Origin of the sequence: Chryseobacterium pennipullorum, from assembly GCF_003384725.1 — a bacterium.
Taxonomy (GTDB): domain Bacteria; phylum Bacteroidota; class Bacteroidia; order Flavobacteriales; family Weeksellaceae; genus Chryseobacterium; species Chryseobacterium pennipullorum.
On record NZ_QNVV01000007.1, the window covers coordinates 69,845 to 94,446 of the forward strand.

Genomic DNA, 24,602 nt, shown 5'->3' on the forward strand with positions numbered 1-24,602 from the left:
TATCAATAGATTTACTCCTATGATAAGAAAAAGCGACTACCAGAAAATGGCATTTATGGTCATGTTGCTGACCATTCTTTTGGCCTACCAGAAATACACGAGCAGAGAAAGAGAACCATTCCCTGAAGTAAAATTTGTTTTAAATACTTCACCTTCTGCCAGGATATCCGATTTTGATCCCAACACTTTGAATGGAGCACAATGGCAGGAACTCGGATTCTCTGAGAAACAGGTCTCTACCATTCTAAAATATAAAGATATTGTTGGCGGTATCTTTACCTCAAAAGAGCAGCTGAAAAAATGCTATGCTATTTCTGACGAAAAATTCAGCGAGCTGGAACACTTTATTCTTCTGCCGGAAACAATGAAGAAAGTCTCATTTTCATCAGGTGTTTCGGAAAAGAAGGCCATTACTATTTCCCGTAAATTCAATCCTGATCATTCATCCAAAGCAGACTGGGTGCAGATGGGATTTAGTGAAAAACAGGCAGATGCTATCTTAAAATATAAAAATTACCTTGGAGGAAGTTTTCTCAGCAAAGAAAAATTCAGGGAATGCTTTATCATTTCTTCAGAAAACTATAACAGGCTGGAATCTTACTTATTATTGCCGTTAAAAGCCCCTGAAAATTCCAAAAATAAGGTAAACATCCGGTATTATACTTTTGATCCGAACCAGATGGACGTCAACGGGTGGAGATCACTTGGATTTTCTGAAAAGCAAGCGATGACGATCGTTAATTACCGGGACCGGAATTTACATGGCAGTTTTAAAAGCCTGGAGGAGATTCAGAAATGCTTTGTCATCTCGGCAGAAAAATTTGAGGAATTAAAGCCCTATATGAAACTGCAACCTGTTTCTACAATAAATGGAGAAATGAGACAGGAAAAAACTGATTTTTCAACAGCGGATCTTAATACCCTTACCTTTAAGCAGCTACTGGAATTTGGTCTGGATGAAAAAAGTGCAGGTTCCATCATTGGCTTCAGAAAGAAACTGGGAGGGTTTGTCAATAAGCAGCAGATTTTAGATACCTATAATATCGATAAAGAACTGGTTCAAAAGCTCATCTCAATCGCACAGCTGGACACTTCCGGTGTTCCCAAATATTCTTTAACGGATGCTCCTGAGGAATGGCTTAAAAATCATCCGTACTTCAAGTATTCTGCGGACAAGATCATTTTTTACCGCATCACCTACCCGGATGACAGGAAAATATGGAAATACTTAAAATTAAAGCCGGAGTATGAAACAAGAATGAAATTATACATTCCCTAAGGTAAGGTTGAATAGGGCTAAAAATTCAATTGATCTCCGGAAAAAACTATTCCAAAAAGGTAAGTCTTTTTGGAATAGCTTATCGCTAGAAACGCGGCCTGTCAATGATGCATATAACTGCTGGGGCCATTGGTTCCTTCAATGGATTCGGGAAGCATTCCATAACGGGCACGCAAATCGACGGTACCCAATTTTTTCCCTGTACTGAGTTCAATAATGCTAATGGTCCCGGAATTTAAGTCAGGAATATTAAGCAGGTTATTCTGTACCGCTACAACCTCTTTTCCTGATCTGGTTTTGAAAAAGGCCATATGATGGGCTCCTTTATCTGCGGTAAAGGTTTTCAGGAGCTTTAATTGAGGGAGGTTGCTCAAATCAAAGACCAGTACTTTTCCGGGATCAGCAAAACTTACATACAGTTTACCGCTATCATCAATGTACATTTCGAGCGTCCAGCCTAATCCCATTGTACTTCCTTCAAACACTTTAGTAAAGGCATCATAGGTATTGGTGGCAGCATTGTATGGGGCAATCCAGATATCACCGCCGAGCATCGTAGTAGCCAGGGCATATTGTGGAAATTTCCCCCGCAGTAATAAAACCTCCACGGGAGCGGACATATCAGTAGGTGAGTCTGCTACCTGGTAGGTTTTCTTTATTTCATAGGTATTCAGATCCAGTAAGGTGCAGGTATTTCCCATTCCTGTAGTCAGATCCGGATGTATGGTTGAGGTTACCATCATTAACCCCTTTTCCTCATTGATTGAAATCCCATGCGGATACATGATAAATTGATTGGGATCAGCTTGAATGGGGGCTTTAATCGTTTTGATAAGCTGGTTGTTATTCGCATTAAAAACACCGATACTGCCGTCTTTCGGACCTCCTGCTCCCCCCATAAAGGTCATGAAATATCTTCCGTCATTGGTAAAGAATAAATTTTCGCCTACGGTATTCTCACCAGTATCTATAGGGGTCGCATGTACTAATTTTGCCTGCCCATACTGATCCCGTTCGGTTTTTATTTCATAAAGATAGCTGCCTCCCAAAGCAGTGGTGAACATTCTGTTTGCCTTATAATCATAATAAATATGATGGGGTAATACCCCTATACCGAGTTCAAGTTTACTGCTGATATGCCCAAAATTAGGAACTTCGGGATCAAGCTCTATCACCGCGATTCCGTCAGGCGATCCGTTTAAACTTCTGTAGTCGATATAAAACAAAGAATCACGGGAGTAATCCGGATTATGGTTGTCATTTTGACAATTAGTATATATTACCAAAATAGCAAACAATAAAACTTTCTTAAATTTTAATTTCATGGTTTTCAGGTTATAGTTATTACTATCGTAAATATAATATATTTTACATGAAAATATACTACATATTACACCGTTGAGTGAAAAATATAAAATAAAAAGTTAATTATAGATCCTGTTGCTAGACCTACAGGAATAGGTTACAATACAGAACATGTTCAGTATTATTGGAAAGGATAAAAACAGCCCTTTCTGGAAATATTTTAATGGTTTTTAATCGATTGTTTTGCTGGAATCTGTCAGTAAAGAGTTCAATGTGGTAAGCTCATCTTCAGATAAGTCTCTCCATTTCCCCACAGGAAGATCAAGCTTAATATTCATGATACGGATTCTCTTCAGTTTTTTCACGTCATAGCCCAGGTATTCACACATTCTGCGAATCTGTCTGTTCAGCCCCTGCGTAAGAATAATTCTGAAATTCATTTCATCAATTTTCTCAACCTCACACTTTTTCGTTACTGTATCCAGGATAGGAACTCCATTTCTCATTTTTTCCAGGAATCTTGGTGTGATGGGTTTGTCTACCCTAACCAGGTATTCTTTCTCGTGATTATTTCTGGCTCTGAGAATTTTATTGACAATATCACCGTCACTGGTCAGAAGAATGAGTCCCTCACTAGGCTTATCCAGTCTTCCGATCGGAAAAATCCTTTGCGGGTGGTTGATATAATCTACAATATTATTTTTTTCGCGTTTGGTATCGGTCGTACAAACAATCCCTACCGGTTTATTAAAAGCAATATATACAGGCTTTTCCTGTGGTTCTCTCACAGGCTTCCCATCCACTTCCACAAGGTCGTCATCAGAAACTTTTGTTCCTAACTCAGGAATTTTGCCGTTGATTTTTATTCTTCCTTCTTCAAGAAGTTTATCAGCTGCTCTTCTGGAACAGTATCCTACTTCTGATAAATATTTATTGATACGCGTCTTTTCCATTAGTCTTGTCCGTAACCGGTATAATTTTTATTGCTGAAAATTGTAACTCCATAGCTTAATCCGATGAAAAAACCATTGTCCTGATTTTTTAATCGGTGGGCTTCAAAAACAATGCCTCCTTCCTGACTTAGTCTTTTGGAATAGGAAACCTGCATTCCCAATCTGCCTCCCCAAAATTCAGTACCTGAAACCACTGAGTGATTAAGCTGTTTTCCATAATTAATATCAATATAAAAAGGACGATCTCCCGGAGAGAAAATAATCTTGGGCTGAATCACCCAGTACAAAAGATGGTAATTATCCTGGGCAAAGCTATATTTCAATCCGGTTCCCAGTGCAAAATTAGGAATAAAATGATATCCTCCTATTGCTGTAACACCGTACATAAATTTACCCAGATTAGATCTTGGCTCAATATACTGCGAGTTGTTCGTATTATGATCCTGCTTACTTTTTATATTAAAGCCTATGTTCAGTGACGGATTAAAATAGAAATCCATCTTGGACTTTCTGCCTTCAGCATTCTGTGAAAAAGCGTTGTGAAATGTAAAGATGATTAAGAAAAAGGATAATTTTATATTCATAAGCCTTCAAATCTAAAATCATTGTTTAAAAATTCTTCCGTAGCCTCTTCGATACTGTAATCACCAATCTTTGTACGTCTTAATTGCGTCAGATATGCTCCTACTTCCAATTCCTGCCCTATGTCATGTGCGAGGCTTCTGATATAAGTTCCTTTTGAGCATCCAACCGTAAAGCTTACCAAAGGGAAATCGATCTTAATATCCTTCAGGTAGTGAATGGTTGTTTTTCTGGCCTTCATCTCCACTTCCTCGCCTGCTCTTGCGAGATTGTAAGCTCTCTCCCCATCAATCTTTATAGCGGAATAAACCGGTGGTTTCTGCTCAATTTCTCCAACAAATTTCTCAAGCGCTGCCTTTACCTGTTCTTCAGAGATATGGGAGATATCCTGGTGAAGGATTTCAGGCTTTTCCGTATCATAAGATTCCGTCTGTACTCCTATTTTAATCTCTGTCCAGTACTCTTTGGGAGCATCCTGAATTTCAGGAATTTTTTTGGTAAATTTTCCACAGCAGACAATCAGAAGTCCTGTAGCCCTTGGGTCTAAGGTTCCTGCATGTCCGATTTTAAATTTTTTAGGAAGGTCAAACTCCCTTTTCAATTTGTATTTCATTTTATTGACAGCCTGGAAGGAAGTCCAGTCCAAAGGCTTATCCAATAAAAAAACGTATCCCGATTGCAGTTGTTCAGCTGTCATGAGTAGAATAATGAATATTTTTTATTTAAAGAAATAAAAATAGATCAGCAAAGCTACTCCTACAAAGATACGGTACCATCCCCAAGGCTTGAAACCATATTTATTAAGTACCCCTATAAATGCTTTGATAGCAATAAGTGCCACGATAAATGCCACCACATTTCCTATCACAAAAATCATAATATGGTCCTGTGATTCCATAATCATTTCGTATCCTTTCTGTGGATTACCCGTTTCCTTCCCCCATGTTTTCACAAAAACAGAGTATACAGTTACCGCCAGCATGGTAGGCACAGCAAGGAAAAAAGAAAACTCCGCTGCAGCTTTTCTTGTCAGACCCTGGGCCATTCCACCGATAATGGAAGCTGCACTTCGGCTTGTTCCCGGCATCATCGCAAGACATTGCCAGAAGCCTATCGTTACTGCATTTCTTATTGTAATGCCTTTTTCATCATCTATTTTAGGGTTCTTAAACCATTGATCTGCAAACAGCAAAACAACACCACCCAACACTAAAACTGAAGAGATTGCAATCTGATTGCCCAGTACTGCTTCAATTTTATCATCAAACAAATACCCTAAAACCAAAGCCGGAACTACTGCAAATGCAAGTTTGTAGTAAAACTGAATATTTTTTAAATCAAAAAACTTTTTCCAATATGCTACGACTACTGACAGAATTGCTCCAAACTGTATGGATACCTGAAACATTTTTAAAAATTCAGTTTCTTCCAGTCCCATAAGACTTGCTGTAAACCCCATATGGGCAGTAGAAGAAATCGGAAGATATTCTGTTAAACCTTCTACGATGGCAATAATAATTGCTTTGATTAAATCCATATTCTTTAAAAAATTAAAAGATTAAGAGATCCGGAAATTCAGAATATATCACTCTCAATTTCTTAATCTCTTAATCTCAAAATATAAAAATTTATTTATTTTCTTTTTAAGATCGCATACACTTCTATGACAAAACCTATGACAACAAACAGGGGTGCGATTCTGATTCTTCTGATGGAAAAAATATCGTCATTCCAGGAGTTCGGATCGAATTTACCATCTACTGTATTGGCATCGGGTCCCATCATAAGGAGAAAACCAACGACAATAAATGCCAATCCGATCAGCATCCATTTGAAATTCTGCTGTCCGAAATAAAATGTGTTTTCGGGTGCAGTTTCAGCTTCTTTACCATAGTCTGAAGCGGAAAATTTATTTATTTTTTTGCTCATTTTAAGAGTAATATAAATCGTCAACGTTAGATTTTAAGAACCTCCAGGTTGCCACAATGGTACTGAGAACGGTGATAAAAATACCTACTCCGAATACCAATAACACCAACCAGAAATACTGCTGATTATCCTGTACAAATGCTGATCCGATCTGATTTGTGAAATAATACCAAACACCAAATAATGCCAGAAGACCTATAAAAGCCCCGATGGTTCCTAATACAACAGCCTCAATGATAAACGGCTTGAGAATAAATCTTCTTTTGGCCCCTACCAGCTGCATGGTTTTGATGATAAACCTCTTGGAGAATATTTTCAGACGGATAGAATTGTTGATCAATACCACTGCCAGTATCAGGAACAGAAGTGAGAAACCAAAAATCCATTTTAAGATTCTGCTCAGGTTATTGTACACATCCACCATCAATGTACTATCATTCTTGACGTCTACAATACCTGGAACTGATTTGATCACTTTGATCGCCTCATCGATTTTCGCCGGATCTACGTATTCCGGCTTTAAAGCCACTTCTATAGATGAAGGAAAAATATTTTCTTCAAACAACGCATCGCTGTCGATTCCCATACTTTTCTTGGCTTCTGTAGCCGCCATACTTCTTGAAATATAGGTAGCCTTCTTTACAGGTGCTAATGTCTGTACTTTTTTAAAAGTTTCCTCCTCCAGTTTTACAATCTTTAAAGAATCTTTAGCATCATAGTTTTCATCAAAGTAGGCGTTCACCACCAATTGTTCTTTGATATAGTCAGAATACTTTTGGGCATTGATTAGAATAAGCCCCATTAATCCCAACAAAAATAGCACTAAGGCAATACTTATCACTACTGTAATATTGCTGGACCGAAGCCTTTTCTTATTAAACTCATCTACAGATTTAGCCATTAATATTAAAATTTTTGGCTAAAATAGAAAAAAACTTCCGAAATTTGGGACGAAATAAAGAAAATCATTGTTAATAAAATCATAAAAAACTTTGAGTGTAAAAGCAAAAAAACATCTGGGGCAGCACTTCCTGACCGATGAAAATATCGCAAGAAAAATAGTAGAAGGTCTTAGTTTTGAGAACTATAATAATATCATGGAAGTAGGTCCCGGAATGGGCGTACTTACCAAATATCTTCTTGAAAAAGATCAGAATATTTACCTTGCCGAAATTGATACCGAATCCATAGAGTATCTGAAAAAGAATTATTCCGGAGTCAATGAAAATACTTTTGTAGGGGATTTTCTGAAGCAGGACTTCAGTTTTATCAAAGATGAGCAGATCGCCATCATCGGTAATTTTCCCTATAATATTTCTTCACAGATTCTGTTTCAGATCGTAGACCACTACGAGAGGATCCCGGAAATGGTAGGAATGTTCCAGAAAGAAGTGGCTGAAAGAACCGCAGGAGTTCCGAGGACAAAAGACTATGGAATATTGTCTGTCCTTATTCAGGCTTACTATGATGTATCATATATGTTCACTGTACATGAAAACGTTTTCAATCCCCCTCCAAAAGTAAAATCCGGGGTGATCAAACTCACAAGAAACCCTAAAGAAGGCCTGGCAGGCAATGAGGTTCTCTTTAAGCAGATTGTAAAAACCGGTTTCAACCAAAGAAGGAAAAAGCTTTCCAATGCACTGAAATCTTTAAATATTCCTGAAGCTTTAAAAGGTCACGAATTTCTGGACAAGAGAGCTGAAGAACTGAGTGTTTCCGACTTTATTCATTTTGCTGATCTCTGGAAACAAAATCAATAAAGATATAGCAGGACAAGCTCCTTTACGGGAAACTTTTTATGGAAATGAGTTCCTCTAAAAACAAAAGCCTTTCAAACTTATTTGAAAGGCTTTTTTATCTGTTTTTATTTTTTTATTCCCTGTTTTTAAGCATAATCCATCCGGACCAGTTCATCTGAGCTTTTGATTTAGGATAGTCATAGTTAAATTTATACCAGTAGGTAGAAGTTGGAAGTCTCTTCCCAGCTACCGTTCCGTTCCAAATCGGGTTTTCTTTTGAAAATTTAAATACTTCAACACCGTATCTGTCATAGATGGATCCTTTGAAATTATTGAATGCACCAAGGGCAGTCAGGTCCAGAACATCATTGATCCCGTCATCATTCGGTGTAATAATATTATTAATGTGCAGAGTGAAGAATTCAAGACTTCCTACACAGTGTGTCCCTACCCTTCTTACCAGAATAGTATAGTTTGTATTCTCTAAAAGGCCTGTAAATATGTTGGAATCCTGCCATGTAATTCCGTTATCAATAGAATACTCCAATGTGCTTGGCGTATTATTCATCAGTGGATTTTCGGCAGTGATGGTTAAGGTTCTTTTAGATCCTTCATAATTGACAGCGATTACGTAAGGGGTAGCTGCTCCCATTACTTTCACAGGAAACACCTTTTTACAAATTCCGTTATCGATCTCTACGGAATAAATTCCCCATTGATCTACCTCTATCTTCTGGGTAGTAGCTCCTGTACTCCAAAGGTATTTGTAATTGGTACCGGCTCCGGCATCCAGAGTCACTTTATCTCCAACGCAAATTTCAACGTCCGCTAAAGGAGAGGTGATTTCAGGAACAACTTCTATTCTAATGGTTGCAGGGTTCAGAGACCGGCATCCTTTTGCCCCCACTGCGTAAACGGTGAATACCGTAGTCTGGTATAAAGTAACGGTCTGGGTATTCCCTGTTCCCGGGAAGTTACTCCAAACATAGGATTCACCTCCTTCAGCGGTAAGGGTTACGCTTTCACCCGGGCATATCTGAATTCGGGAAGATTTTACCTTCGCGGTTGGAGTAGCTTCTTTTAGCAGGGTCAATTCCACCATTTTACTACAGAAACCTCCGTTTGAAACGACGACATAAAGAATCTGACCGTCATTTCCGTTGTAGTTTAATATATTCTGAATATTGCTGTTATTCTGAGCAATAGCATCAGCCTGGTTCTCATAGAACTTGAATATAGCGCCGGGAGTCGGGCTGATAGAAGGCATGATGGTACTGAGATCAAAAGTGGTAATATCAGGCGTCGTACAAAGCAGGAGTGTTGCATCCTGTGCCTGCGGGGTTGTGCCTCCATGGATGACTATCGAGGCTGTGCCCGGACATGGATTTCCGGGAAGGCTCACTTCAATGGTATAAGTTCCCGGCTGTGTTGCCGTGATGGTATTGGTCGTAGCATTAGGAACTACTGCTCCATTAAAATACCATTTATACAATAGATTGGGATCACTTACAGAAGCTGTAATCACCTGAGGCTCATTATCGCAGACATTAATATCTGAAGGCAGTTTTGTACCATTGGGATCCAATAGTTCTACCCCGATATTGAAGGATCCTCCTTCCAGAAATACCGCAGAATCAAAACTATGGTCTCTAAAATCCGCGATGACCATTTTAAAATGATATTCCTGTCCCGCCGTAACGGTTGCGGTAGCGGTAAGAGGGATTGTTCTTCCATTTAAATTGGTTACCGTATTGGCTGTATTATAACCGCCAAAATACTGCTCATTGACCGCTCCACAGACCGGATAAACGGTAATGGCAGGGTGAATATTTGTAACACTTACGGGGCCTGCTCCTGCAGGAAGAACCGCCATATTGGTATAAGGACCTCCCGAAGTAGGTCTCAATAAAATAGCAAATGCATCTGCATAGGTACATGGATACCCTTCATAATATTCTTCAGATGCCAATATATAATTAAATTTAATCTGAGAAGTAGTAGGTACAAAATCGAATTCCAAAAGAACAGCATCATTTAAAGAACTTGCTGCAACTCCAGTAGCCTGAGCCAGGTCCGGATCAGAACCTCCACCATTTACCTCTCCTAGATTTCCGGTTTCAATACTGTTTCCGGTTTGTCTTGCATATCCTGTAGAAAGCACAATACCATCTTTAAAAGGAAAGTTGGTAGCCGCTTTATGAAAATACCCCCAGGCTCTGTCTGCCTCACCTACTGCATGGTTGGGCGTAATTTTTACATTGGTTACGTTAGGAGTAACACAGGTATTGGTTCCTGACGAGATCAAAACATCCTTTACAAGCTGTTCTATAGAAAAAGCAGATTCTGCATATCCCGGAGCATTCACGTCGATAAAAGCTCCTGCTCTTCTGGAAGCTTCTGTAATTTTTTCCTGTACGCGTTTCCGGGGTCCTTGGGTTTGTGAAAATAAAAATGTCGAGACGACTAAAAAAAATAAACAAAGCGGTAGGTATCTTCTCATAATATTTTTGTTTCAACAAATTTAATTTTTTTTTAAACATACCATATACATATTTGCTTTTTTTATATTAAAAAAACAAAATTACAAGGCACTTAACAGACTATTAATTAAAAAAAATCCACTTAAACAGCATTTAAATAATCCATAAAAGACAATACATATAATATAAAACAATAAAATCTCTCATTTCTGAAAGATTTTATTGTGTATCGTTTATTTTACGAATATTTTAATTTCTGTTTTTAAGCATGATCCATCCTGAACGCTGTTCCAGTTTTTTACTTGCCGGGTTTTCCCACTGTATTCTGTACCAATATGTACCGGTAGGAAGGTTTATGCCTTTTGCAGAGCCTCTCCAGATCACCTCATTTTTACTTGCTTTGAAAACCTCGGCACCGTATCTGTCAAAAATAGATGCTGCAAAATTATTATAGCCGCTGATTCCTGAGAAATCTATTGTATCGTTAACCCCATCCATATTCGGTGTGATGACATTGGTAATCACCAGGGTGAAATAATTCAGTGAAGTACCGCATTTTGCATCTTTTACCCTTACCATCAGATGGTACATGGTATTATTCAGTATGTTATAAAAAACATTGGATCCCTGCCATGTTACGCCACCGTCTATTGAATATTCCAGAATACCGTTGGTGGGATTACTTGCTGTAAGGGTAAGAATATGGTTGTTATAGACCACATCTGTAAACTGTGGCAGCTCCGGATTGATCAGCTGGGCTGAAAAAACACTTGAACAAACGCCATTACTGATCGTTACCGTATACGTTCCGGCAACATTGGTTGTAATGGTCTGCGTGGTTGCCCCCGTATTCCAGAGATAAGTATAATTAAGTCCTGCACCTGCATCCAGTGTGGCATGATCTCCCGCACACGCAAAGACATCTTCCAGCGTGGAAACTATAGCAGGAACCACTTCTATGGTAATTTTAGCTGCTACCACTGAGCTACATCCATTTCCTCCCAATGCAAATACCGAATATTCTGTAGTGGCAGTAGGAGTAACAACCTGAGTATTTCCGTTTCCGGTAAGTCCTACCCAATTATAGGTAATTCCTCCGGTTGCGGTAAGCGTTACCGATTCCCCTGCACATATTTTTGTTTTAGAAGCTGCAATGCCGGCAACAGGAGGTCCTACCTGAACTGTAACCGTTGCAGCCGTTGCTGAAATACATCCGTTAGCCCCTACAGCATATACAGTATACACCGTTGTGCTGGTAGGAGACACTACCTGGGTACTTCCGTTCCCGGTAAGACCATTCCCCCAGTTATACGTGACTCCTCCCGAAGCGGTAAGTGTCAGCGACTCACCTTCACATATTCTCGTCACTGAGGAAACCAGGGCAGCAACCGGCTTAACCTTATCTTCCTGTACATTGACGTCAGAAGTATAGGTACAGCTTAAATTTCCCGGTTGGGAAACATTGGTCACCGTTAAGGTATAAACTCCTCCTGCACTGACTACAGGGCTAAGAGTGTTTCCTCCTGACACAATAGTTCCTCCAGTTGTTGTCCATGCAATGGTAGATCCTGGAGGGACTACGGAAGCAGAGGCATTAATCGTCACCTGTGGTGTAGTACACGTGATCACCTGTGGCGCAGCTATGGTAAGGGTGGTCACTGCAGTTCTCAATAATTGTAAAGAAACCACGTAGGTACAACCTCCGTTGCTTACCCGCACATAGATGGTTTGATTTCCCGGTGGAGAATAGCTGGTGGTATTTGTAATGAAGCTCGCATTGCCGGCATTGGCATCAGCAAGATTAACATAATACGTAAAGGTGATGCCTACAGCTGTAGTGATCTGAGATTCCGCCTCTGTAAGGTCATAAGCAAGTCCCGGCTGATAACATTTATGCAGCGTTGCATTCTGTGCTGTAAAAGGTTCTGACACCTCAATGGTAATCGTACCTGGATTCTGGGAAACACATCCGTTGGCCCCTACTGCTGTAACCGTGTAGGTTGTAGTAGCTGTAGGTGATACAGTCTGTGTATTTCCGGTTCCGGGAAGGCCCGTCCAGTTATAGGTAACCCCACCTGAAGCTGTTAATGTAACTGATTCTCCTTTACAGATTTTTATTTTACTTGCCGTAAGCCCGGTAACGGGTGGAGCACTGTCTCCGGTAACCGTCACATTGGCAACTGCTGTACAGTTGATATTTCCTGGCTGGTAATTTTTTGTTATCGTTAATGTATAGGTTCCCGGTGCATTGATCACAGGGTTCAGGGTAGTTCCTCCTGACACAATATTTCCGCCGGTTGTGGTCCAGTTAAAAGTTGATCCTGTCGGATAAACGGAAGCTGAAGCATTCAGGGTGATCTGTGAATTCGTACAGGTTAGTCCCGGCGGTGGGGCCACAGATGCTGTCATTTGTGGTGCCTTTATAAGCTTGAGCTCCGCAACCTTGAAACAGAAACCTTTAGTAACTCTCACATACACCGTCTGCCCTCCTGCACTGGAGTAAGCTGCGGGATTTGGTATTGTACTTGCATTTCCGGCTGTAGCATCAGCAAGTGTGGTATAATATGAAAATGCAATCCCTGGAGTTGTACTTATTGAAGCCTCTGCTGAAGGTAAATTGAAGGTAGCATTTCCTGCCGTATAGCAGGCGGTAAGCGTGGCATTCTGTACCGTAGGTGAAGTTCCACCAACAACAGTTATGCTTGCTTCCCCAGGACAACTATTTCCGGGGATATACACTTTTACTTTATATACTCCGGGTTGGGTGGCCGTATAACTGGCGCCAACAGCCCCGGCAATAGGATTGTTATTCAAAAACCATTCATAGGTGGCATTAGGAGCCTGAACGGAAGCGGTAAAAGTCTGTGGGGTATTATCACACATATTCACTGAAGCAGGCAGCTGTGCGCCTGTCTGATCCAGAATCTTTACGCCGATATCAAATGATCCTGCTTCCAGAAACACTGCAGAGTCAAAGTTGGGGTCCTGATAATCTGCAAGGACCATTTTAAAGTGGTAGGTCTGTCCCGGAATCACGGTTGCTTTTGCTGTTAAGGGAATAGTACGCCCATCGAAATTGGTTTCAATCTGCGGATTGTTTACTCCGGCAAAATAGGCTTCGTTTTTAGGTCCGCAGTTCTGATAGGCGGGATGAATATTGGTCACACTCACAGGTCCTGCACCTCCCGGAAGTACGGCCAGATTGGTATAGTTCGGATCACCTACTTTTTTTAGCAGTAAAGCAAATCCATCGGTAATGGTACATGGAAAATTCTGTTGGTATTCTTTGGAGGCAAACAGGTATCTGAAAGTAATTTCAGTAGAAGCAGCCACGAAATCGAATTCTATATAGGTAGCATTCGTAAGATTGGAATTAGCAATTGACAATGCAGTAGCCAGATCTACATCTCCTCCTGTAGCCAGATCATCACTTAAAGCGGCCTGATAAACATTTCCTGCCTTAGTGGCGTATCCTGTGGAAAGGATCACTCCTTTACTGAAAGGAAAGTTGGTGTTGGCTTTATTGAAATATCCCCAGCTCCGGTTCTGATTCCCAGGTTGCAGATTAGGAGATACCGTGACGTTGCTTACATTGGATGTAGCACACCCTCCTCCGGAAATAAGGACATCCTTGATCAGCTGTGTAATGCTGTAATTGGATTCAGGATAGCTGGGAGCATTTACATCTATAAAAACACCGGCTCTCATAGAAGCAGCACTAGGTTTTTTAGCGATCTCTTCCCGTCCTCTGTTCTGAGCAGAAACAAGGCTTCCGATAAAAGCAAAAAATATAGCTAAAAATAAATTTCCTATCCTCCTATTTAACATTTTATAGTATTTTAAACAAAAATACTATTTTTTTTCATTGAAACTCATGCTAACATAATTTACATTATCATAAATACAAATTTATTTATGGTAGAATATCAACTTTATTTATTTGAAAATAATAAAAAAAGACTGACAAAACAGTCAGTCTTTCAATATATAGTTCAAAACTATTCTATATTCTTAAGCAGGATCCAGCCCGTTTTTACCACTATTTGCTTGCTGGCAGGATCTTCAAAGGTTACCTGATACCAGTATGAAGATGTGGGCAGTCGCTTGCCCTGGAAATATCCATCCCAATAGGGTCTTATTTTCGCTGCTTTGAAAACCTCTTTGCCGTAACGGTCAAAAATCTGTCCGCTGAAACTCTTGTAATCGCTTATCCCTCTGAAATCAATAATATCATTGATGTTGTCACCATTTGGGGTGATGACATTTTTCATCACGAATGTAAAGAATTCAAGGAAGCCTACACAGCTTGTAAACTTAACTTTCACCCGGATAGAGATTATTTTATTCTTAGGAACATTGTTAAATACATTGGAAGACTGCCATGTAACTCCATTGTCTATCGAGTATTCTAATATTCCGTTGCTCGGGTTGCTGGCCGTAAGGATCATAGTTCCGTTATCATTGTAGTCCACTTTAATAATTTCAGGAACAACAGCTTTGATCACCTCTGTTCTGAATTCTTTGGAACATACGCCATTGCTTATGGTTACTCTGTACTCTCCCGGTTTATCTACCATAATGGTCTGGGTAGTTTCACCTGTACTCCATTCATAGGTATAGTCAGGTCCTGAACCAGCATCGAGAATGATCTTATCTCCCTCACAAATATGGCCACCTTTTAACGTAGAAACAATAGCCGGTACAACTTCTACAGTCACTCTAGCCGGCTGTAAAGATTTACATCCCTGCGCTCCCACTGCATATACGGTATAGGTTGTTGTCTGAGTAGGACTCAACGTTCTGATTCCACCGGTTGTAGAAGAAGAATCACTCCATTCATAAGTGACGCCTCCTGAAGCGGTAAGCAATACAGATTCTCCCACACAGATCTTTAGTTTTGAAGCCACCAAACTCGCTACAGGTGTTTCTTCTTTTTGTAGAGTCAGGGTGGCTATTCTGCTGCAAAAAGCCCCGTTGGAAACCAATACATATAAAACCTGGCCGTCTGTTCCGTTATAATTGGTAAGATTGGTAATATAGCTGTTATTCTGAGCCTGGGCATCTGCCTGGTTGACATAAAAACGGAATACCGCTCCTGCAGTGGTACTGATCAAAGGTTTGGTATCTTCTAAATTAAAAGTATTCATATCCGGTGTTGAGCACAATTTTACGGTTGCATTCTGTACGGTAGGACTTGTTCCGCCTACAATCGTAATGGTGGCTTCTCCCGGACACTGATTTCCGGGGATCATTACTTTTACGGAGTAAACTCCCGGCTGGTTGGCGATATATACTGCATTGGTAGCCCCAGGTATCAAAGCGTTATCTCTGTACCACTGGAAAGTCATTCCCGGAATGGACGCTACCTGGGCTTTAAGTTGTTTGGGAGTATTGTCACACATATTGATACTGGCTGGCAAAGCAGCACCGGTCTCATCAACAATTTTAATTCCGATATCAAAAGAACCTCCTTCCAGGAAAACTGCAGAATCATGACCAGAGTCTCTTGCATCTGCCAATACCATTTTAAAATGATAAGTTTGTCCGGGAATTACGTCGGCTACAGCAGTCAATGGAGTTGTTCTTCCATTATAATTAATGGCAACGTGCGGACTGTTCATTCCTCCAAAATACATTTCATTGATAGGTCCGCAGCTAAACCCATTTCCTGCGGGTACAATGTTGGTAGCACTTACAGGTCCTGCACCTCCCGGCAGTACAGCCAGGTTGGTATAGGTAGGATCGCCGGCCTTTTTCAGCAATAGAGCAAAAGCATCGGAATATCCGTCACACGGAAAGTTGGACGTATATTCTTCAGAAGCAAATATATAATTAAACTTAACCTGGGTAGAATTGGGTACGAAATCAAATTCAAGGGCTACTGCGTCCAGCAAATTGTATGGAGGATTGGTCGCGGTCACCAGATCCGGATCACTTCCGGAGCCTACTCCCGTTCCCAGGTATCCTATAAATTCATTCCCTGCTTCTGTTGCGCTTCCTGTAGTGAGTACAATTCCATCGGTAAAAGGAAAATTGGCTGTTCCTTTATTGAAATATCCCCAAAACCGGTTAGGGTTATCTACCGCATGATTAGGAGAAACAGTTACATTCGTGACATTTGCTGCCGTACAGTTGGTTCCGCCATTGATCAGAATATCTTTCACGAGCTGTTCCGGGGTGTAATTGGAAGCAGGATACGGCGGTACATTCACATCGATAAACTCTCCGGCTCTAAGGCTGGCCCCCGTAGGGGTTACTTTTTTAGGTTTTCTGTTGGGAGCCGTCTGAGAAAAGACAGAAACAGAAGCCAATAAAAAGACAAAAAGAAAAAAATAGTTTTTTACTCTATAATTCAACATTTTTTATTTCATTTGCCCAAATGTAGCAAAATTATTTGTTCAAAATAACCGTTTACATACTTTTAATTTAATTTAACGCAAACATTTTCAATAAATAGATTTTATTTTTACATTTTCCGCAAAACACCGGAATTCTCACCTGTAAAAAAACAGATTAATAAAAATTAATCTGTTTGTACTATAATCACGTGAATGATTTGTGAAGAGTTAATCCTCTTTTTTTAGCTGATCAATTTCACTCTGAAGCCGGAAAATAATATCTTTCAAAGCTTTTATTTCATTTTTGTTGGAGCTGACATTGCTTTTCAGGATCACATTTTTAGCCCTTTCATTGCGATGTTCATCTTCTTCCTCTTCATTGATCTCTTCAATATCTTCCTGAATATCCTCAATGTCTTCATTAATTTCCTCAATATCTTCACTGATCTCTTCAATATCCTCACTGATCTCCTCGATATCTTCCTGGATATCTTCAATATCTTCACTGATCTCCTCAATATCCTCCTGGATATCTTCAATTTTTTCGTGGCTTTTGTTGACGGACATCTGAATGAATATAGCCAGATAAATGGCTTCTAAAGATAATATCGTCGTAAGAATCAGCAGCATTTTATCAAAATCAACAATATGCAGCATGGGAAGCAAAAATGAAGTAACGAAAAGCAGGGTATGCACAATGAGAGACTGGATAGATCCTATCCACGAGGTAATGCTGTCCGCTATTCTTTCCAGAACTTCTGTTTTTTCGTTATACTTTTTCATCCTTTATATTTTTTTACAACAGTTCTTTCGTCACTCCCAGCCCAAATAATGCAAAGTCATATTTCGCGGGATCATCTGAATCAAACTTCCTTATGGCTAGATCCAACTCTTCTACTGTTTTCCAATCATTCTGCGTTCTTAAAACAAGTCCCAGTTTTCTTGAAATATTTCCGGTGTGAACATCCAAAGGAATTGACAAATGTTTCTGGTCGATATTCTCCCATATACCAAAATCTACGCCTCTTTTATCTTTACGTACCATCCACCGCAGAAACATAATGATCCTTTTGGCAGAAGAATTTTTATAGGGTGAACTGATGTGTTTGTGCGTTCTGTTTTTTTCAGGTTCCAAAAAACTGCTTCTGAATCTTTCTATGGCATGCAGAAAATTAACTTCCTGATCCCGGACTTCAAATAAGCTTTCCAGACTTTCATGTTCCTGATATATTCTGTTGAACTGTCTGATAAAGTAAGCAAAATCCTGACCATTAAAAGTTCTGTGCACACTTTTCTCCTGAATATCTTCCAAATCTTTTTCGGTATAATTCAATACAAAATCATAGGGAGCATTCCCCATCATATCAAGCATTTTCTCTGCAGATTTGATGATAGACTTTCTGTTTCCCCAGGAGATGGTTGCGGCCAGGAACCCTGCAATCTCAATATCCTGCTTAATGGTAAAGCGATGTGGAATCTGTATCGGGTCGTTTTCAATAAAATCAGGCGCATTAAACTGATCCGCTTTTTCATCCAGAAAACTTCTAAGCTCTTCAAATTTCAACATATTCTTTAAATCTTTACACTCTCCAATGCTTTCGGCAGATAAGAATGGGGGAATACATTTCTGGCTTCATCGGTAAATACCGTCAGATCTGCATATCTGTTTGAAAAATGTCCCAAAATCAGTTTTCCGACCTGAGCTTTCTGAGCAATTGTTGCCGCTTCCAACGCTGTAGTGTGTCCTGTGTAATCTGCCATTTCCTTCAGATCGTGCAGGAATGTGGACTCATGGTACAGAACCGTCACATTTTTAATAATCGGAATCACGCTTTCAAGATATCTTGTATCACTGCAGAAAGCATAGGATACCGCCGGGGCCGGATCAATGGTAAGAACTTCATTTTTAAGGACATATCCATCGCTTAACACGAAATCTTTTCCCGCTTTTATATGGTGATAATCACAGGTTTCAATTTCATTGTATTTTGCAATTTCCTTCATATTCAAATGTCTGTCCTTTGGCTTTTCTTTAAAAAGATATCCGTTGCAGTATATCCTGTGATCCAGAGGAATGGTATAGACCTTTACTCTGTTGTCTTCATAGATTTTTTCAGAATATGTTTTATCCAGCTCATGATATACCACCTCGAAACCACGGTGGGTCTCTGTGATCTGAAATATGGTATCCAGCATTTTTTTTATTCCTTTCGGACCGTACACGTGAAGAGGAGTTTCTCTTCCCAAAAGCCGGAAAGAAGCAATCAGGCCCGGAAGTCCGAAACAATGATCACCGTGAAGGTGAGAAATAAAAATATGGTTGATCTTTGAAAACCTTGCTTTTGCTTTTCTCAGCTGTACCTGGGTACCTTCTCCACAATCAATCAGGAAGTGCCTTTCCTCCATTTCCAACAACTGTGCTGTGGGAGAAGAATTGATTGTCGGAATCGCTGAATTAAAACCTAATATCGTTAAATAAGTACTCAAATCAATAGTTTATTCTAACAAATGTACGACAGAAATTCTAAAAGGCCTGTTGTACATTCATAATTAATTAAAATGAAAAACTGTTTCCCATGATTCCTTCACAAAGAGGCAAATAGGGTAAACAGATTCTTTATCTTTAATCTATCACTTTCAGAAAGTCCATAAACAGATCCAGTGCCTGTCTGCGGTGGCTGATTTTATTTTTCTCTTCAGGATCCATTTCTGCAAAAGTTCTGTCATAGCCTTCAGGAATAAAGATAGGATCATATCCGAAACCTTTGAAACCCTTATTCTCTGTCAACAGATTACCATGTACCCTTCCTTCAAAATACCTGGCTCCATTCTCGTCATAATAGCACAGGACTGTCACAAAATAAGCTTTTCTATTGTCTATTCCCTGCATCTCCTCCAGGACTTTCTCTATATTTTTAGCAAAATCGTGATCTCCGGCATAACGTGCAGAGAATATTCCCGGTCTTCCGTCCAAAGATTCTACGACAAGACCGCTGTCATCCCCCAAACTTGGGATTCCGGTTTTTTCAAAACAATATTTTGCCTTGATCAGGGCATTGGCATGAAATGAATCTCCATCTTCTATAATTTCCTCGTGAATGTCATAATCTGTAAGGCTTTTCACCAGACATTCACTTCCCAGAATCTGCTGTATTTCTTCTTTCTTGTGTTCATTGTGTGTTGCTACCAATAATTCCATGTCTATATTCATTTTCAAATTTTACTTTCCACTAAGGCTCAATTATATTTCGGCATAATGCACTTTGTACTTTTTCATAAAAAGATAATAAAACAAAGAAAAAAGGACAAGTCCTACGGCCAGAATAAGCCATTCGGAAACATTAAAAACTTTTGCAAAACTTTCTTCTTTACCATACAGTACCAATAATGAAAGTGTCAGATTATTGAACGCATGAAGCAGTATGGGCATCAATAAAGATTTAGTCTTATGATATACGACTCCCAGTACACATCCCAGCATCACAGCGCTGATAAACTGCCATGGATTTCCGTGAACCACACCGAAAATAATCGCGGCATATAAAATTGCCTTCCAAGGTTCAACTCCTTTATTAATCAACCCCTTCTGAATAATACCTCTGAAAATAACCTCCTCAAAAACCGGAGCCATGATCACAGTCATGATGATCATCACCACAGGATCGTCAGTCAGCTGGTTCATCAGCTGGACGAAATATTCATAAAAATCCCCAAAAAAAGGTCCGGTAGTGGGAATAAGCGAGGCAACAAATTCTGAGATAAACATCATCCCCGCCATCATAGGAAAAATAAGAAGATAGGTATAAAAATTAACTGATGAAAGGTTGAAATTAAGTTTCTTTCCTGTTGTCCGTCTCACGATAAAAAAATCAAAAAAAGCAATTGCTGTAAGGAATCCTACAGAGTTGGCTACCATCAGAAACCATTCTTTCAGCTCGAGATTTTCTTTGAAAACAATCTTCCAAAAAGTACTGAAGAAAGAGACAGCCATTGTTCCGGCAAACAAACCTACTACTAAAGCAACAGCGCCCAGCCATGTAAAAGTAAACTTTGGATACCTGCTATTTTCCATTCTTTTTTTGTAAATTTTATGGAAACAAAGATAATTTTTTTGAATGCTACAGGCAACTAAAAAAGAAAATACTTAAATTAGCTCCCCCCACCATGAATACTATCAAAACAAATACTGAACTGTCATTTCAGGGCGCTGAATCCAAAATCAACCGATTTGCCACTTCGATCCTGCAGACCACTTTTTTTGGGATGCTGCTTGCAGTTTTTATCATTTTTGTTCTCGGCCCCGCTTATGGGATCTGGAAAAGAGGAATTGACGCTATGCTTTTAGTGGCGTTGTTATGCTGGGGAATTTCCCTGCTGATCTTAATTCCTGCGATCCGGTATTATATTATAAAAAGAAAAAGCCTCGCAAGCAAAATTACTGTTGATCATACGGGGCTCTTTTGGTACAACTCAAAAAATGAAATTGTAGAACAAATACTGTATACGGAACTTCACCCTTCAAAGCAAAATTTTGATCTCAATACAGTAACAACAGTTGGCGGAAGTCTGGTCCCCCTGCTTGAGCTTACAGTAAAACGGGATAAAATAGAGGAAGAGGTGACACAACGAATCGATATGAACCTTCCCCTTTATGTGGTAAAGAATAAAAGTACATTATACGCCCATTTTATGCAGGGAATTGCGATATTCCGCCCGGATTTAAAAATAAACCCTGTAGCTCTGAAAAGCTTCTCCATTGATCCTGACACGTGGAAAGTTAAAGGTAAGGGAATTTCATGGGGAGGCTGGCTCCTGATCCTGACAGCGCTTATCCTCACCGGTATTCTTATAAGTATTCCATTTTTATTTTTTAAAATAGAAAACTGACAGGACAGAAAGTTTCCAAACCATACCATCCGAGTGATAAACCAGTCACTTATTTTGTAATTTAAATTTGAAAACCTCGTAAAAAATCACGATTTTTGCAACTTCAAAATACGATATGTCAGACTTACTCAAAGAAATACAAAAAAGAAAGACCTTCGGGATCATTTCCCACCCGGATGCCGGAAAAACAACCCTTACGGAAAAGTTACTTCTTTTCGGGGGAGCTATTCAGGAAGCAGGTGCGGTAAAATCCAATAAAATAAAAAAAGGAGCTACCTCCGACTTTATGGAAATCGAAAGACAGAGAGGGATCTCTGTAGCGACTTCCGTATTGGCATTTGAATATAGAGACCATAAGATCAATATCCTTGATACACCCGGTCACAAAGATTTTGCTGAAGATACTTACCGAACTTTAACGGCAGTAGATTCGGTAATTGTAGTGATCGACGTTGCCAAAGGGGTTGAGGAACAAACTGAAAAGCTGGTTAAGGTTTGCAGAATGAGAAACATCCCGATGCTGGTCTTCATCAATAAACTTGACCGTGAAGGGAAGGATGCTTTTGACCTTCTGGATGAAGTGGAACAGAAATTAGGATTGACGGTTTGCCCATTGTCTCTGCCTATTGGTATGGGAAGTGATTTTCAGGGAATTTATAATATCTGGGAAAACAATATTCAGCTGTTCTTAGAAGAGAAAAAACAGAAAGTTGGTGATTCGATAAGGTTTGATGATATTAATGATGCTTCTATTGACGAAGTTATTGGCGAAAAAGCGGCAGGGACTTTAAGAGAAGAGCTTGACCTGATTCAGTCTGTCTATCCTGAATTCAGCAGAGAGGATTATATGAAAGGTGATCTACAACCGGTTTTCTTTGGCTCTGCTTTGAATAATTTTGGGGTGCGTGAATTACTGGATGCTTTTATTGACATTGCTCCAATGCCACAGCCGAAAGAAAGTGATACCCGCCTGGTAAAACCAGAAGAAAATAATTTTACAGGATTTGTTTTCAAAATTCATGCTAATATGGATCCGAAGCACAGAGATAGACTCGCGTTTGTAAAGATTGTTTCGGGAACATTCAAAAGAAACGAGAATTACCTGTTGGTAAGGGAAGGCAAAAAAATGAAATTCTCTTCTCCCAATGCATTCTTTGCTGATAAAAAAGAAGTTGTGGAAGAAAGTTTCCCTGGTGACATCGTAGGTCTTCATGATACGGGAAGTTTCAGAATCGGTGATACCCTTACCGGTGGTGAAAAGCTAAGTTTCAAAGGAATTCCGAGCTTCTCCCCTGAACATTTCCGTTATATCAATAACAATGATCCACTTAAAGCTAAGCAATTGGCCAAGGGTATTGATCAGCTGATGGACGAAGGAGTTGCCCAGCTGTTTACCCTGGAAATGAACGGAAGAAAGATCATCGGTACTGTAGGTGCACTTCAGTATGAGGTTATCCAATACCGTCTGGAACATGAATATGGTGCAAAATGTACGTACGAGCCTCTTTCTATGCACAAGGCATGTTGGGTGGAAGCTGATGAGAAATCTGAAGAATTTAAAGAATTTGCAAGGCTGAAACAAAGGTTCCTCGCAAGAGACAAATATAACCAGCTGGTCTTCTTAGCAGACTCTTCATTTACCATTCATATGACGCAGGAGAAGTTTCCGAATGTGAAGCTGCACTTCATCAGTGAATTCCAAGATCATCAATAAAAAGCAAAATTGCTGAAAAGATACATCCGTAGAAATTTTCTGCGGATTTTTTTTATCCCTACCCTTTGGCTATCCTCTAAACTTTTCGCTGTTTAAGAGTCGCTCCGTGTACCGGCTCAGCACTCTATATCATAATAAAGATCGACGAACTTACTTTGTAAATCTCTTGTAAATAAAATACAAAATACTGATATACAGCTATTTAAAACTTTACCGATACAATACATTCTATTTACAAATGCTTCAGCGGCTTCCTTCCTAATTTTACTTCATCAAAAATTAATAGTATGAAAAAGTTTATATTACTAGCCGTAGTATCCGGTACATTTATTATGTGTAAAAAGGGGGCTCCCCAGTCTCAGATTGAAGAAGCTTCGCGCTCTATGGACAGTGTCTCCGTTGTCACTGCAGAAGCCATAGACCACGCAAGCCAGACCGCGAATCAGGTCATGGACTCAGCCAGCATTAAAATAAAAGATTTTGAAAACACAAGTAATAGCATCCGGGAAAAAATAGAAAACACCTCCAAAGTGGTGGACTCCCTGTCTGACAAGATTGCATCAACACGCCTGGAGTCAAAAGTGGGCAAAGAAGATTCTGCCACAAAGAAAACTGAAAAAATTGTGGTCAACGTGCCAGCTCCGAAAGTCATCAGAGAAACTAAGGTTATTTATAAAGAAAAGCCTAAAAATGACCGTTACGAACTCAATATTAAAGACAGGATGGTAAAGTCAGGATACCTTTCCATTAAAGCGGATCATTCAGAAACAGTAAAGGAAATCATCAGGGAAGAAGCCGTTAAGAATAACGGATACATTAAAAGCGAAAACCTTTCTTATGTAGAATCTGCCAGCCGCCAGGAAGAAGATAAGAAACTCTACACCATGGACATCAAAGTACCCATCCAGCATTTCGACGGGCTGATGGATGCTCTTAGCCATACGATCGGAGATATTGAGACCAAAGATATTCAGGTTTCAGGGCATCAGTACACAGACAATACCATCTGCACGATCAATGTAAGCATTCTGGATAAGACAGGCGCTGAAATGGAACCTAAAACTTTTGGGGGAAAATCTCTTGCAGCCATTTCATCAGGATGGGATGTTATTACTTCTATTTTCCTGTTTCTTCTTCCGCTGTGGCCGGTGTTTCTGATCGGGGGTATCGGATATTATTTTTTTAAAAAGAAGAAACAACAAAATTCCTGAGGACAATTCTCACCAGAATTCAAAATCCATCTTTCGTTGATGGATTTTTTGTTGTGGATATTTATATTTTTATTTTAAATGTAATGATCTGCGGAACGAGTATTTTAGGTTTTGGCTAAAGCCGGAGCAGAACTATATTTATTTGAATGGGCTGAAGCCCATTCCTATTGATCAACATAGCG

The 24,602-nt window shown here is 39.6% G+C and carries 20 protein-coding genes; 5 read left to right on the top strand and 15 right to left on the bottom strand.

The genetic code is table 11. The features are described from left to right. Nucleotides 1–19 precede the first annotated feature (19 nt). The gene (locus tag DRF67_RS09625) at nt 20–1,279 is read left to right on the top strand and encodes a ComEA family DNA-binding protein (RefSeq protein WP_115928091.1); all 1,260 of its coding nucleotides are present in this window, start codon (nt 20–22) and stop codon (nt 1,277–1,279) included. A 101-nt stretch (nt 1,280–1,380) separates the two neighbouring features. Here the strand turns inward: DRF67_RS09625 and DRF67_RS09630 are convergent, their stop codons facing one another. The 7 genes from DRF67_RS09630 to DRF67_RS09660 form a co-directional block, all read right to left on the bottom strand. Then, nucleotides 1,381–2,604, bottom strand: a complete 1,224-nt coding sequence (locus DRF67_RS09630; protein ID WP_115928092.1) for a YncE family protein — start codon at nt 2,602–2,604, stop codon at nt 1,381–1,383. A 210-nt stretch (nt 2,605–2,814) separates the two neighbouring features. Continuing rightward, nucleotides 2,815–3,537: a 23S rRNA pseudouridine(2604) synthase RluF gene (gene rluF / locus DRF67_RS09635; protein WP_115928093.1), complete on the bottom strand. Its 723-nt coding sequence runs from the start codon at nt 3,535–3,537 to the stop codon at nt 2,815–2,817. After that, complete coding sequence (locus tag DRF67_RS09640; protein ID WP_115928094.1) at nt 3,537–4,121, bottom strand: hypothetical protein; 585 nt, start codon at nt 4,119–4,121, stop codon at nt 3,537–3,539. Before DRF67_RS09640 ends, rluF begins: the two co-directional genes overlap by 1 nt. Then, complete coding sequence (truB, locus tag DRF67_RS09645; protein ID WP_115928095.1) at nt 4,118–4,816, bottom strand: tRNA pseudouridine(55) synthase TruB; 699 nt, start codon at nt 4,814–4,816, stop codon at nt 4,118–4,120. Before truB ends, DRF67_RS09640 begins: the two co-directional genes overlap by 4 nt. Before the next feature lie 21 nt (nt 4,817–4,837). Further along, nucleotides 4,838–5,656, bottom strand: coding sequence for an undecaprenyl-diphosphate phosphatase (locus DRF67_RS09650; protein WP_115928096.1), 819 nt, complete (start codon nt 5,654–5,656; stop codon nt 4,838–4,840). A gap of 95 nt (nt 5,657–5,751) precedes the next feature. Further along, nucleotides 5,752–6,048, bottom strand: coding sequence for a DUF3098 domain-containing protein (locus tag DRF67_RS09655; RefSeq protein ID WP_185142087.1), 297 nt, complete (start codon nt 6,046–6,048; stop codon nt 5,752–5,754). Nucleotide 6,049: 1 nt separating this feature from the next. Then, nucleotides 6,050–6,949, bottom strand: a complete 900-nt coding sequence (locus tag DRF67_RS09660) for a cell division protein FtsX (protein ID WP_115928097.1) — start codon at nt 6,947–6,949, stop codon at nt 6,050–6,052. 91 nt (nt 6,950–7,040) lie between these two features. Between DRF67_RS09660 and rsmA the strand changes: the two genes are divergently transcribed. After that, the gene (gene rsmA, locus DRF67_RS09665; RefSeq protein WP_115928098.1) at nt 7,041–7,811 is read left to right on the top strand and encodes a 16S rRNA (adenine(1518)-N(6)/adenine(1519)-N(6))-dimethyltransferase RsmA; all 771 of its coding nucleotides are present in this window, start codon (nt 7,041–7,043) and stop codon (nt 7,809–7,811) included. Between the two features lie 112 nt (nt 7,812–7,923). Here the strand turns inward: rsmA and DRF67_RS09670 are convergent, their stop codons facing one another. From DRF67_RS09670 to DRF67_RS09705, 8 genes are all read right to left on the bottom strand, one after another. Continuing rightward, on the bottom strand, nt 7,924–10,290 hold the full coding sequence (locus DRF67_RS09670; protein ID WP_115928099.1) for a choice-of-anchor L domain-containing protein: 2,367 nt from the start codon (nt 10,288–10,290) through the stop codon (nt 7,924–7,926). 229 nt (nt 10,291–10,519) lie between these two features. Beyond that, the gene (locus DRF67_RS09675; protein WP_115928100.1) at nt 10,520–14,098 is read right to left on the bottom strand and encodes a choice-of-anchor L domain-containing protein; all 3,579 of its coding nucleotides are present in this window, start codon (nt 14,096–14,098) and stop codon (nt 10,520–10,522) included. A gap of 170 nt (nt 14,099–14,268) precedes the next feature. Then, complete coding sequence (locus DRF67_RS09680; protein WP_115928101.1) at nt 14,269–16,629, bottom strand: choice-of-anchor L domain-containing protein; 2,361 nt, start codon at nt 16,627–16,629, stop codon at nt 14,269–14,271. Nucleotides 16,630–16,836: 207 nt separating this feature from the next. Beyond that, on the bottom strand, nt 16,837–17,391 hold the full coding sequence (locus tag DRF67_RS09685; RefSeq protein WP_115928102.1) for a DUF1003 domain-containing protein: 555 nt from the start codon (nt 17,389–17,391) through the stop codon (nt 16,837–16,839). 13 nt (nt 17,392–17,404) lie between these two features. Continuing rightward, nucleotides 17,405–18,175 carry a TIGR02757 family protein gene (locus tag DRF67_RS09690; protein WP_394337866.1) on the bottom strand — a complete coding sequence of 257 codons (771 nt, stop codon included), beginning with the start codon at nt 18,173–18,175 and terminating at the stop codon, nt 17,405–17,407. A 5-nt stretch (nt 18,176–18,180) separates the two neighbouring features. Continuing rightward, the gene (locus DRF67_RS09695; RefSeq protein WP_115928103.1) at nt 18,181–19,095 is read right to left on the bottom strand and encodes a ribonuclease Z; all 915 of its coding nucleotides are present in this window, start codon (nt 19,093–19,095) and stop codon (nt 18,181–18,183) included. Between the two features lie 136 nt (nt 19,096–19,231). Continuing rightward, entirely contained in the window at nt 19,232–19,819 is a 588-nt protein-coding gene (gene rdgB, locus DRF67_RS09700; RefSeq protein WP_394337867.1) for an RdgB/HAM1 family non-canonical purine NTP pyrophosphatase, read from the bottom strand. Between the two features lie 30 nt (nt 19,820–19,849). Further along, nucleotides 19,850–20,680 carry a CPBP family intramembrane glutamic endopeptidase gene (locus DRF67_RS09705; RefSeq protein WP_115928104.1) on the bottom strand — a complete coding sequence of 277 codons (831 nt, stop codon included), beginning with the start codon at nt 20,678–20,680 and terminating at the stop codon, nt 19,850–19,852. A gap of 92 nt (nt 20,681–20,772) precedes the next feature. Here DRF67_RS09705 and DRF67_RS09710 point away from each other — a divergent pair, with 92 nt between their 5' ends. The 3 genes from DRF67_RS09710 to DRF67_RS09720 all read left to right on the top strand — a co-directional run bounded on the left by DRF67_RS09710 (nt 20,773) and on the right by DRF67_RS09720 (nt 24,420). Then, nucleotides 20,773–21,495, top strand: a complete 723-nt coding sequence (locus DRF67_RS09710; protein ID WP_115928105.1) for a hypothetical protein — start codon at nt 20,773–20,775, stop codon at nt 21,493–21,495. A 115-nt stretch (nt 21,496–21,610) separates the two neighbouring features. Beyond that, nucleotides 21,611–23,209, top strand: a complete 1,599-nt coding sequence (locus DRF67_RS09715) for a peptide chain release factor 3 (protein WP_115928106.1) — start codon at nt 21,611–21,613, stop codon at nt 23,207–23,209. 287 nt (nt 23,210–23,496) lie between these two features. Continuing rightward, nucleotides 23,497–24,420, top strand: coding sequence for a DUF4349 domain-containing protein (locus DRF67_RS09720; RefSeq protein WP_115928107.1), 924 nt, complete (start codon nt 23,497–23,499; stop codon nt 24,418–24,420). Nucleotides 24,421–24,602: the final 182 nt, after the last annotated feature.